This window comes from Gemella sp., from assembly GCF_057272915.1.
This window is the reverse complement of record NZ_DBHIUF010000008.1, coordinates 16602-28960: the sequence shown is the minus strand read 5'-3', so window position 1 is coordinate 28960 and position 12359 is coordinate 16602. Positions and strand designations below refer to the sequence as shown.

Below are 12359 nucleotides of genomic sequence, written 5' to 3'. Positions count from 1 at the left end.
ATAAAATGAATATCGATTTTAAACAAGAAGTTCTAAATCATAAGGAGGACCTACTTAAAGATTTATTTGAGTTATTAAGTGTACGTTCAATTTTAGGAACTGATATAACTGAGGAAACACCATTTGGAAGTGGACCAAGAGAAGCATTGGATTTAATTTTATCTTTTGGTGAACGTGATGGTTACAAAACTAAATTAGTAGAAAATAAAGCAGGGCATATTGAAGTGGGACAAGGAGAAGAATTATTTGGTATTCTTGGGCACGTTGATGTAGTACCGGTAGTAGAAGCAGATTGGATTAGTCATCCTTTCAAACCTGAAGTGAGAGATGGTAAAATATTTGCTCGTGGTTCATTAGATGACAAAGGGCCTACAATGGCAGCTTACTATGCTGTAAAACTTTTGGATAAACTTGGTGTGAAATGGAATAAACGAGTAAGGGTAATTGTAGGTAGTGATGAAGAAACAGGTTTTAGATGTGTTGAAGCGTACTTTAAACACGAAGAGCAACCAGCATCAGGGTTCACTCCAGACGCAATGTTCCCGTTAGTATATGCTGAAAAAGCTAGAGCAACTTTTGATCACAAATTAAAATTTGTAGTAGAAGATGGAGAGTATAATTATAAACTTGTTAAATTTAACGGTGGACAAGTTCTTAATATGGTTATTGCAAGTGCAGAGGCTGTATTAGTAGGAGAAGTATCAGATATTAAAGAAAAATTTGAAAAATTCTTAGTTCAAGAGAAACTTGAAGGAAAAGTTAGTGTAGAAAATACAATTAAACTTACACTTAAAGGGAAAGCAGCACATGGTTCAACGCCGCAATATGGTATTAACGGTGCAACAAAATTAGCAGAATTTTTAAGTACATTAGGATTAGATAACAATGGTAAAAACTTTGTAGATTATATAGTAGAAAAACTTGCTAATGATCCATTTGGTGAAAAATTAGGAATTGATTATTCTGATAATGAAATGGGAGAAGCTACGTATAACTACGGTATTTTAGATTATGATTTAGAAAACAAAGTAGGAATAGTTTCTACAGATTGTCGTCATCCTAAAAAATTTGATTTAGTTGCTAGATTGAATGAAGTTAAGGTAGACAATATTGATATTGAAGTTACAAGCACTAAAGAAGCCCACTATGTACCAAAAGATGACGAATTAGTAACTACATTAATGGATGTATATAGAAAATATACTGGTGATACGAAAAATGATGCATTTGTATTAGGAGGAGGAACTTATGCTCGTTGCCTTAAAAAAGGTGTTGCATTTGGATTGCTTTTCCCAGGTAAGGAAGATACAATGCACCAAGCAAATGAATATTTAGAAGTAGAGGATTTATTATTAGCAACTGCAATATACGCAGAAGGAATTTATAAACTTTGTTGCGAACAATAAATTTTATAAAAATATTTATTTGATATAATGTTTATCTTGTAATAAATAAGATAATAAGCAATCTCAAGGATATTAATTCTAATTTTTGTATATATAAATTATAATATCTTTGAGATTTTTAATTTTAGTGCTTAAATACCATCTTGAAAAATATGATTAAAGAATGTAAAATATATAGTGCATTATAATTTTTAAAAAGAGATTGAAGAAAGGAGCAGTATAAAATATGTCTAAAGAATATTATCAGATGGGCTGGACTTTAGATGATACATACAACGAAGATTATTTTTGTTCAAGAGATAATCAACGTTACTTTATTAAGAAAAATACTACTCCGATGATAGCAACTCTTTCTGCAGAAGGCATTGTTCCTAGATTAAGATGGACTAAGCGTATTAGTAATGGAGATGTATTAATCGCACAAGATTTTGAAAATGGTAGAACATTAAATACGGAAGATATGACGGATAGACGTATACCTGAAATTTTGAAAAAAGTACACGGATCATCAAAACTAAAAAAAATTATGAAAGCTCAAGGCTATGTTGAAGAAACAGCTGGCAGATCACTTTCTAATTTGAAATCGATTATTGCTGACGAACTTAGAAAAAATCGCAATATCGTCGATGCACTTAATTATTTAGAGAATTGTTTACCTAATGATGATGTGGAATATACACCTTGTCATACGGATTTACACAAAGATAACTGGTTACTTTCAGATCAAGGTAAACTGTTTTTAGTAGATTGGGAACATTCTATATTGTGTGATCCAGCCATCGATATTTCCTTTGTATTATATCGATATATACCTCAAAGTGAGTGGAGTGAGTGGCTAAAAATTTATGGACAAGAACCGACTATAAAATATAGAAATAGACTAAAATGGTACATAACTTTACAATCTGTTATAATGATAGTTTGGTATCATGAGAAGAAACAATTATCAGAGATGAACTCGTGGCTAGTCTTTTTAAATAGTGTTTTTAACGATTTTATATAAGCATTAAGTAGGAAAATCCTAATTAATGCTTTTATTTTTTTTATAATCGGTGTAAAATAGAAATAGTTGTTTAATTTATTCTAATTTATAGAAGAAATTGATATTTGAATATGTTATGCTAAATGAAATTAATGGAGAGATGGAATGAGTATAAAACAATATAAATTATATCTAATAGACCTAGATGGTACTATTTATAATGGAGAAAAAAAGATAAAATATGCAAAGGAGTTTGTTGATTATTTAAATAAAAACAACATAGATTACCTGTTTTTAACTAATAATTCAACAAGACAACCTAAAGATGTAGCAGAGCATTTAAAGAAATTTGATATTGAGACGTCAGAAGAACATGTATTTACATCTAGTGATGCTACTAAAATTTATCTTGAAAGTAAAGGATATAAAAATTTATATGTAATTGGTGAAGCTGGGCTTAAGAATACTTTAAGTTCATTCAATCAAAGAGAAAATGAGGAAGGTGTTGATGCAGTTGTAGTTGGTCTTGATAGACAACTTACTTATGATAAACTTGCAACTGCGGCCAGAGCTGTATTAAATGGTGCGGAACTGATTGGTACTAATCCAGACACATTGTTACCAACAGCAAACGGCTTTGTTCCGAGTAACGGGGGACAAGTTAAGTATCTAGAGTATGCAACTTCTACACCAGCTACCGTTATAGGTAAGCCTAGCAAAATTATTATGGAATGTGCTATGGATTTATTTGACTATAGCAAGGAAGAGATTGTTATGGTTGGAGACAACTATGATACTGATATTATGTCTGGTATTAATGGTGGAATAGATACAATTCACGTTCAAACCGGTGTCACAAGTGTAGAAGATTTAGAAACTAAAGAGCATAAACCGACTTATTCTATTAAAAATTTATTCGAACTAGTTAAATAAAAGGAGAAATCATGATTATTAAAACAGAAGAACAATTACAAAAAATGAAAGAAATAGGTTTCATCTGTGCTACAATTAGAGATGAAATGGTAAAAAAAGCAGTACCTGGTGTCTCAACTAAAGAACTAGATAATATTGCTAAAGAATTATTTGAAAAGTATGATGCAAAATCAGCTCCTATTACAGAGTATGATTTTCCAGGATATACATGTATTTCATTAAATTACCAAGCAGCACATGGGATTCCATCTAGTACAAAAATATTAAAAGATGGTGATTTACTAAATATAGATGTATCAGGCTGTAAAGATGGCTATTATGCTGATACAGGTATTTCTTTTGTTATTGGTAAGGTAGATGATCCAATGAAAGAAAAAGTATGTGAAGTTGCTAAAGAAGCGTTTTATGAAGGAATAAAACATGCTGTAGCAGGAAGAAAAATAAACCAAATTGGTAAACATGTACATAAAAAAATAAAAGAACATAAATTAGAAGTAATCGAAAACTTAACTGGGCATGGAATTGGAACTTCATTACACCAAGAACCACAACATGTGTTCAATTATTTTGATCCATGGGATAATTTAATTTTAAAAGATGGTATGTGTTTAGCGGTAGAACCTTTCGTATCTACTAAAGCGAAAACTGTAGGAAATTCAGATAGAGATGAGTGGGAATTAGTTGCAAATGATGGTTCTTATATTGCTCAATATGAACATACTATTGTTGTTAGAGAAAATGCTGAACCATTAATATTGACTAAAATTGATTAATTTTTAATGGAAAAAGTTGACAAGTTAATAAAAATGTTTTAAGATACTACTTATTATAAAATTATGGAGAGAAGAAAATGGCAGAAAATTTAGTAATAGTCGAATCTCCTTCTAAGGCAAAAACTATTGAAAAATATCTAGGGAAAAAATATAGAGTAATATCTTCAAAAGGTCATGTAAGAGATCTTCCTAAAAGTAGAATGGGAGTAGAAGTACTAGATAATGGAAATGTAGATGTTGATTATATTTCTATAAGAGGGAAGGGTGATGTAATTAAGTCTTTAAAAAAAGAAGCCAAAGGAAAGAAAGTATTCCTAGCATCCGACCCCGATAGAGAAGGAGAGGCAATAGCTTGGCATATTGCACATATTTTAGGATTAGATAATAATTCTGATAATAGAATTGTTTTTAATGAAATAACAAAAGACGCGGTAAAAGATGCAATAAAGCATCCACGTAAGATAAATACTGATTTAGTTCAGTCACAACAAGCTAGAAGAATATTAGATCGTTTAGTTGGATATAATATTTCTCCTGTACTTTGGAAAAAAGTAAAACCAAAGCTATCTGCTGGAAGAGTACAAAATGCAGCTCTAAAGCTAATTGTTGATAGAGAAGAAGAAATTCAAAAATTCGTTCCACAAGAATATTGGTCTATGCCAATCGATTTTATAAAAAATAGAAAAGTCTTAACGGCTAATTTCTATTCTTATAAAGGTGAAAAACTTAAACTTGAAAGTAAAAAAGATGTAGATAATATAAGAAAAGCAATAGTAGGTGATACATTTAAAGTTATTGATGTAGCAAAAACTAATAAGAATAGAAATGCACCGAATGTTTATATCACTTCTACAATGCAACAAGATGCTTCAAGAAAGATTAATTTTAAAACTCGTAAGACAATGAGTGTAGCTCAAGAGTTATATGAAGGTATAAATCTTAAAAAGTTAGGTGGAGTTACAGGTTTAATTACATACATGAGAACGGACTCTACAAGAGTTTCTGATGAAGCGGTTAAGATGGCTAGTGATTATATACTAAACAATTTTGGTAAAGAATATCTAGCATCAGCAGTAAAAGCTAGAAAATCAAGTAAGAATATTCAAGATGCTCACGAAGGAATTAGACCTACGAATATTAATTTCACACCTGACAGCATTAAAGAATACTTATCTAATGATCAATATAAATTGTATAAACTTATATGGGAAAGATTTATTGCAAGTAGAATGAGTGCAGCTGTTTATGAAACGAGTACAACTACATTTGAAAATAATAAGGTTATATATCGTGGAGCACATTCTAGGCTACTGTTTAATGGATTCTTAGCTGTATTGAAGGAAAAAGAAAAAGTAAAACTTGCCCCAGAATTTGAAGTTGGAGAAGATGCAAAAGTTAAAGAAATTAAAGAAGAACAGCATTTTACTCAACCACCTGCACGCTATTCTGAAGCTAAACTGATAGCTGAGCTTGAAGAATTAGGAGTAGGACGCCCTTCAACATATGCAACAATTGTTGATACTTTACAAAAAAGATATTATGCAAAATTACAAAACAAAGTATTTACACCAACTGAATTAGGAACATTAGTTAGTAAGATAACAGAACAATATTTTCCTGATATAATAAACACTAAGTTTACAGCTAATCTTGAGAGTCAATTAGACGATATAGCAGAAGGTAAAGTAGGCTGGGAAAAAACTATATATAATTTCTATAGTAATTTTAGAAAAGATGTTGAAAAAGCAGAAACTGAAATGGAAAAAGTAGAAATTAAACAAGAATTTACAGGAGAAAGCTGTCCAGAATGTTCTTCACCACTTGTATTTAAGCTAGGCAAATTTGGTAAGTTTATTGCTTGTTCTAACTTCCCTGATTGTAGATATACAAATACTATTCAAAAGAAGGTAGGGGTAGTCTGTCCAAAATGTAAGAAACATGAGATTTTAGAGAAGAAATCTAAAAAAGGAAAGTTATTCTACGGTTGTGAAGGATTCCCAGAATGTGATTTTGTGTCATGGGATAAACCTATAAATAGAAATTGTCCAAAATGTGAGAATATCTTATATGAAGGAAAAAAAGGTGTTCATTGTGTACACTGTGATTATAAAGAAGAACAAAAAAAATAGAAAAATTTCAAAAAAAGATTTAATAATTGTTTTCGATTATTAAATCTTTTTTTGAAAATTTTTTAAATTTTATTTTTTAGTATTATACTAATTATATGAAACTGATTACATTATTGAATTATTTGGATTGGAAACGGAGAACTTCACTTATAATTCCATTCAATTGTCAGAAAATTTAAAACATTTATCCAACAAAAAAAGAAATAATTTCAAAAAATATATTGACAAAAGTTAATAAATATATTATTGTATATAACATACTAAAAAAAATAAAAAATTTGGAGGAGATGACATGTTGAAATTTTTAAAGAAAAATCCATACGTATCAATCGGACTTATGTTATTTGCATTATTCTTTGGAGCTGGTAATTTAATTTTCCCAGCATTCTTAGGACAAAACGCTGGAACAAACTTATCTACAGCGATGATTGGCTTTATTATTATGGGAGTGGGATTACCACTATTAGGAGTTATTGTAATGGGGTATTCAGGAGCTGAAGACCTATTAGACTTATCAAGTAGAGCAGGGAAAGTATTTGGTGTTGCTTTTACGACTTTATTATACTTAACAATTGGACCTTTCTTTGCAATCCCTAGAACAGGGACAACTACTTATGAATTAGGATTATCAAGCCTTGTAGCACCAGAAAATACTACAATTGCTCAAGCGATTTTCTTAGCATTCTTTATGGGGCTTACATTATGGTTAGCTATAAGTCCTAATAAATTAGTAGATAGAATCGGAACTGTAATCACACCAGTTTTATTACTATCAATGGTTGTCTTAATCGTAGCATCATTAGTTAAACCAATGGGCGTTGCTCAAGAACCTACAAAAACATACCAAACGACTTCATTAGCATTTACGAATGGTCTTATGGAAGGATATAATACAATGGATGCTTTAGCATCATTAGTATTTGGTATTATCGTAATTAACTCTGTTAAACTTTACGGAGCAAAAACTAAAAAAGAAGTATTTAATAATACAGCTAAATCAGCAATTATCGCTGCTGTGTTATTAGCTTTAGTATATGTATTTATCTCTAATATCGGAGCAACATCAGTTTCTGTTTTAGGATTACAAAAGACTGGAGCTGGAGTATTAACAGGAGCAACAACATATTACTTTGGTAATGTTGGAAAATTATTACTATTCGTTATTGTATTCTTAGCTTGTTTAACTACAAGTGTTGGTTTAGTAACAGCTTGTGCTTCATTCTTCGTAAGATTATACGATAAAGTTAGCTATAAAACTTATGCTGTTGCATTAACATTATTCTCATTTGCAGTGGGTAACTACGGATTAGCAGCAATCATCCAAGGAGCTGTTCCGGTTCTTGTTTTACTATACCCATTGACTATGGTATTAATCTTATTAGGATTTTTAAATAACTTCTTCGGTGGGAAAAAAGTAGTTTATGTTTGTACAGTTGTATTTACAGGATTGTTTAGTTTATATTCTACTGTAGTTTCAACATTTAAACTTGCAGTTCCTGCAGTTGATAATGTACTAGCTAAAGTAAACTTCCTTCCAGTACCAGCTGATTTTGCATGGTTAAACTATGCGTTAATCGGATTTGTACTAGGAATTGTACTTTCATTCTTTGTAAAAGAAAATAAATAATTACATCTAAGATGGTAGAAGATATTTCTTCTATCATCTTCTATTTTTTTGACTATTGTTTTTGACATTAAGTTAAAGCAATGGTATTATTATAAGATGTAATCTAATATTTAATAGAGATAAAAATTAATATAATAACAGAATGTTACATTAATGTTATTTTTTATAGGAGAAATAATGGTTTTAGAATTTAAAGGATATAGAAAAAAAATAAAAAAAGATACAATATTAGAACTTGATTTTGCAGTTGATACTGGGGAAATCTTAACAATTGTTAATAATAGTTGTGCAAGTTTAGGTATGCTAAAAGAATCATTTAGACAAAGAACAAAGTTTAAAGGAGAGATTCTTTTCGATGGTGAGAATATAAATAATCAGAAACTTTTATTTGCTAAAGATTTTGGTTTTTATAATGATTTATCATTATTAAAAAATATAAAGAAAGCATTGGCTTTATTCAATATAAAAATCTTGGAAGAAGAGTTAATTAATGACTTGGAGTTTTTAGGCTTAGAATCTTCAAAAAAATATAAAGAATTAAAAGCGAATGAAATAACAAAGTTTCATATTCTGTTTTCAATTTTAGTGGATCAAAATGTATTGATTGTTGACAATACAGAAGAGGACTTAACGCTTGAGGATAAAGAGACGATAAGTGAATTGATTCTTGACAAATCAAATAATGCTAACGTTATTATTCTAGATACAATGCTTAATAGACATAATAGTATTGCTGATAAAGTTTTAGTTATTACAGATAGTATTAAATCATATTTTGGAAGTTTAGAGGATTTATTAATCTTAAAACAACTTATGGCTATTAATGTATCTAGTCAAGATAGATTAGATGAAGTACTAACTGGATATCAATTTACTATTTATCATAATAATGAAATAGTTGTGAGAGAAGATGTTCTTGAAGAAGTCGTTTATGCTTTATTAAAAAATGATATAGAAGTATTTCAAATTCGTAACTTGGGTGAAAAAATAAAATTATATGAGGGCGAGGCTGATTTATAATGTTGTTTTCAGTAGAATTTGGAAAGTTGTTTAGACGAAAATTTAATTATTTATTTTTAATTATTTTAGCATTAATTAACTTTGCATTTGTATATAAAGTGGATACATTGGCGACATTTTATGATATGTCAATCGTAAATATTATGTTTTCTATTGTGGTAAAGATAAATTTAGTTTTAGTAATTTTCATTATGGGATTAAATTATATATATTCGTATAGAGAAGATTATATTTCAAAAGTCAGCGTACTTTTAATTATGAGAAAAAAGAAAAGTATTCGAGATATCTCTGCTATTTTAGCTAATTTAATTTATTTTTTAGGTTACTACGTTATAGTAATCTCATGTCTTTTAGGTATTATTTTCTTACGTAAGAGAAATATCTTTGAAGAATTAAAAACAATAATGATTAATGTTGGTACATTAGGAGCATATGCTACGATGTTAGTTTTATTATTCGTGTTTGCTAATCTTATTTTCTTATTAGCTTTAACATTGTTTAATAATACAAATCTAGCGATTTCATTTTCACTTTTATATTTTATAGGTGGTGAAGTGATAGCGAATATGATTAAAGCACGTTTGTCTGTTCCGGCGATTAGAGTAGATAATAGTGTATTAACTATCTTTACGAAATCATTTAATCTATTAAATCAAAATATTACATTTAACCTAGGTAGTTTTTTACCGCTAGTGTTAAATATGATAGGATTGATGATTGTTATAGTTATTGTTAGATTTATGAAAAAAATAATAGGATAGAAGGAGATAATAATGGATTCACAGATACTAATTCAATATGTAATAGTATTATTAAGTTTAGTGTTATTAGAAGGCTTACTATCAGCTGATAATGCTATTGTTCTAGCTGTCATGGTTAGACACTTGCCTCCAAAAGAGCAAAAACATGCATTAATGTATGGTCTGGCTGGAGCTTTAATATTTAGAATCATAGCGATTTTTTTAATTACGGTATTAGCACAGTATTGGGAAATTCAAGTTTTAGGTGGGTTATACTTGCTATATATGGCAGGTGCGCATATTAAAGAATTTTTCGATAAGAGAAAACAAGGTAATGAAACTGAAGAAATTGCTGAACCTAAAAAACAAAGTGGTTTTTGGGCGACTGTAATTAAAGTTGAGCTTACTGATGTAGCTTTTGCGATTGATTCAATTTTAGCTGCAGTAGCGATTGCCATAACACTACCACATATTTCTGAAACCTCAATTGGAGGTATTAACCTTGGTCAATTCTCAGTAATGGTAATAGGTGGATTTATAGGTGTAGTAATTATGCGTTATGCAGCTAATATATTTATCAAAGTTTTGGAAACTAAACCTGGTTTGGAAATCGCTGCATTCCTTATTGTTGGTTGGGTCGGTATTAAGCTATTTGTAATTGCAGCTGCTCATGAAAAATTAGCACTTATTCCGCATGAGTTTCCACATTCTACACTTTGGACTGTTATTTTCTGGGTCGTACTACTTGGATTATTAGTGTGGGGAGTATTAGTTTCAAAAAGATTTGAAAATAAATAATATTTTAGAAAAGGCTGACCTGAAAGCCTAAACCTTAAAAAGTCTATATAATAACTCATAGATGTAGTGACTTATTGATATTTAAATTCGCTTTATAGAAGCTTTTTAGATATCAATAAACTTTGCGGGGAGGACTCTACAAAATCTTATTTCTTCGAAATCACGATTTTGTAGAGTCCTCCCTTTTTTAGTATTTGTATATTTTTTATTTTCATATACACAAATTGATATCTATGATATAATTTTGAATTATATATTAAAATACAAGGAGGATAAAAATGGCATTTGATGGTTTTTTCATAAGAAAAATGGTGAAAGAATTGGAAGAAAATATATTAAATGGTCGTATAAATAAAATAAATAATTTATCAACAGACGAATTTGTATTTTCTATTAGAAAAGGAAAGAATTTAAAATTGTTTTTATCTGCGAATTCAAGTGCATCTAGAATACAGTTAACAAATAATAGTTTTGAAAATCCTTCAACACCTTCGAACTTTTGTTCAGTACTGAGAAAGTATTTAACAGGTGGAATAATATTAGAGATTAATCAAGTTAATAATGACCGAATAGTAATTTTTAAAATTAAAAACTTTGATGATTTAGGATATGAAAAGTATTATTATCTAATTTCAGAATTAATGGGTAAACACTCAAATATAATATTAACTAATGAAGATAATATAATCTTAGAGTCCTTAAAAAATAGCTACAGCCTTGAATATAAGAGATCGACTATATCCAATATGGAATATACCCTTCCTCCGACTGTTGAAAAAATTAATCCATTTGACTTTAGTCGATATAGTGATACTGATTTTTCTATTGATGATAAGAAATTCTTAATGAAAAATTTCTACGGTGTTTCAGCATTACTGAATAATTATTTTGAAAAAAAATCGGAAGAAGATTTGAAAGAGACTTTTACTAATTTTTGTAGAAATTTTGATAATTATAATAAACCTGTCTTGCTTGAAGAAAATGCAAAAAAAGATTTTTATTTCTTTGATGCAAAGGAATATAGCAAAGAGTTCGAATCATTGTCACAATTACTAGATTATTACTACATGGATATAGCTAGAGAGTCTATTAATAAAAATACTGACAGAAAGCTTTTTAATTTTGTTAATTCTAAAATAAATAGATTAACTAAAAAAATAAGTATACTAGAAGAAGAACTTGAACAAGCTAATAGTAGAGACGATTATAAATTAAAAGGGCAACTTCTAATTTCAAATATTTATTTATTTAAAAAAGAAATTCCTGAAACTGTGACGTTACAAAATTTTTATAGTGAAGATTTATCGGATATTGAGATTGAGTTGGATCCAAATCTAACTATTGAGAAAAATTCAGAGAAATACTTTAATTTATATAAAAAGAATAAAAGGACGATTGAGAATTTAATCGAACAAATACAGATTGCAAAACAGGATTTAGGATATTTTGAGACTATTAAATTCCAAATCGAAAATGCAGATAAAACGGACATAGCGGAAATCAAAGAAGAATTGATTGCTAATGGAATATTAAAAGAAAAGATTAGAGTTAATAAAAAAAAGAATAAGAGTAATTATTTTATTGTTAATCATAATGGTGTAGCTATATATGTTGGAAAAAATAATCTTCAAAATGATGCGATTACTAATAAATTAGCAAGACGAGACTATCTATGGTTTCATGCGAAAGACATTCCTGGTAGTCATGTGGTAATCTTTGATAATAATCCTAGTGAAGAAACAATAGAAGTTGCATCAATGTTAGCTGCTTATTATTCGAAGTTTAAAAATGAAGAGTATGTTAATGTTGATAGAACGTTAATTAAAAATGTAAAAAAAATATCTGGTGCTAAACCGGGCTTAGTAACTTATACCGGACAAAAAACTGTTAAGCAAAAAATTGATAAAAATCTTATAGGAGAGCTTTTAATGAAATAAAACAATTAACTAGT

10 protein-coding genes are annotated in these 12359 nt (G+C 29.0%); all 10 read left to right on the top strand.

Annotated features, from left to right (window positions below):
• The first annotated feature begins 5 nt into the window (after positions 1-5).
• The 10 genes from pepV to ACO6OL_RS04695 all read left to right on the top strand — a co-directional run bounded on the left by pepV (position 6) and on the right by ACO6OL_RS04695 (position 12345).
• Positions 6-1406 (top strand): dipeptidase PepV, encoded by a 1401-nt coding sequence (gene pepV, locus ACO6OL_RS04740; RefSeq protein WP_485502304.1) that lies wholly within the window; start codon positions 6-8, stop codon positions 1404-1406.
• 226 nt (positions 1407-1632) lie between these two features.
• Positions 1633-2409, top strand: coding sequence for a phosphotransferase family protein (locus ACO6OL_RS04735; RefSeq protein WP_314160793.1), 777 nt, complete (start codon positions 1633-1635; stop codon positions 2407-2409).
• A gap of 144 nt (positions 2410-2553) precedes the next feature.
• The gene (locus ACO6OL_RS04730) at positions 2554-3321 is read left to right on the top strand and encodes a TIGR01457 family HAD-type hydrolase (RefSeq protein ID WP_314160794.1); all 768 of its coding nucleotides are present in this window, start codon (positions 2554-2556) and stop codon (positions 3319-3321) included.
• Positions 3322-3332: 11 nt separating this feature from the next.
• A complete protein-coding gene (gene map / locus ACO6OL_RS04725; RefSeq protein ID WP_485502303.1) occupies positions 3333-4094 on the top strand; it encodes a type I methionyl aminopeptidase in 762 nt (253 codons plus the stop codon).
• Positions 4095-4171: 77 nt separating this feature from the next.
• On the top strand, positions 4172-6223 hold the full coding sequence (topA, locus tag ACO6OL_RS04720) for a type I DNA topoisomerase (protein ID WP_485502302.1): 2052 nt from the start codon (positions 4172-4174) through the stop codon (positions 6221-6223).
• Positions 6224-6515: 292 nt separating this feature from the next.
• Positions 6516-7850, top strand: coding sequence for a branched-chain amino acid transport system II carrier protein (brnQ, locus tag ACO6OL_RS04715; protein WP_485502301.1), 1335 nt, complete (start codon positions 6516-6518; stop codon positions 7848-7850).
• Between the two features lie 177 nt (positions 7851-8027).
• Positions 8028-8870: a P-loop NTPase family protein gene (locus tag ACO6OL_RS04710; RefSeq protein WP_314160777.1), complete on the top strand. Its 843-nt coding sequence runs from the start codon at positions 8028-8030 to the stop codon at positions 8868-8870.
• The gene (locus tag ACO6OL_RS04705) at positions 8870-9631 is read left to right on the top strand and encodes an iron ABC transporter permease (protein ID WP_314160778.1); all 762 of its coding nucleotides are present in this window, start codon (positions 8870-8872) and stop codon (positions 9629-9631) included. The genes ACO6OL_RS04710 and ACO6OL_RS04705 overlap by 1 nt, the downstream gene beginning before the upstream one ends.
• A gap of 12 nt (positions 9632-9643) precedes the next feature.
• Positions 9644-10408, top strand: coding sequence for a TerC family protein (locus tag ACO6OL_RS04700; protein ID WP_314160779.1), 765 nt, complete (start codon positions 9644-9646; stop codon positions 10406-10408).
• Positions 10409-10686: 278 nt separating this feature from the next.
• Positions 10687-12345 carry an Rqc2 family fibronectin-binding protein gene (locus ACO6OL_RS04695; RefSeq protein WP_485502300.1) on the top strand — a complete coding sequence of 553 codons (1659 nt, stop codon included), beginning with the start codon at positions 10687-10689 and terminating at the stop codon, positions 12343-12345.
• The last annotated feature ends 14 nt before the right edge of the window (positions 12346-12359 follow it).

What these genes read in the sequence shown, in the direction of transcription:
- brnQ (WP_485502301.1), top strand. Translation starts at nt 6,516, where the DNA reads ATGTTGAAATTTTTAAAGAAAAATCCATACGTATCAATCGGACTTATG.
- ACO6OL_RS04710 (WP_314160777.1), top strand. Translation starts at nt 8,028, where the DNA reads ATGGTTTTAGAATTTAAAGGATATAGAAAAAAAATAAAAAAAGATACA.
- pepV (WP_485502304.1), top strand. Translation starts at nt 6, where the DNA reads ATGAATATCGATTTTAAACAAGAAGTTCTAAATCATAAGGAGGACCTA.
- ACO6OL_RS04695 (WP_485502300.1), top strand. Translation starts at nt 10,687, where the DNA reads ATGGCATTTGATGGTTTTTTCATAAGAAAAATGGTGAAAGAATTGGAA.
- topA (WP_485502302.1), top strand. Translation starts at nt 4,172, where the DNA reads ATGGCAGAAAATTTAGTAATAGTCGAATCTCCTTCTAAGGCAAAAACT.
- ACO6OL_RS04700 (WP_314160779.1), top strand. Translation starts at nt 9,644, where the DNA reads ATGGATTCACAGATACTAATTCAATATGTAATAGTATTATTAAGTTTA.
- ACO6OL_RS04730 (WP_314160794.1), top strand. Translation starts at nt 2,554, where the DNA reads ATGAGTATAAAACAATATAAATTATATCTAATAGACCTAGATGGTACT.
- map (WP_485502303.1), top strand. Translation starts at nt 3,333, where the DNA reads ATGATTATTAAAACAGAAGAACAATTACAAAAAATGAAAGAAATAGGT.
- ACO6OL_RS04705 (WP_314160778.1), top strand. Translation starts at nt 8,870, where the DNA reads ATGTTGTTTTCAGTAGAATTTGGAAAGTTGTTTAGACGAAAATTTAAT.
- ACO6OL_RS04735 (WP_314160793.1), top strand. Translation starts at nt 1,633, where the DNA reads ATGTCTAAAGAATATTATCAGATGGGCTGGACTTTAGATGATACATAC.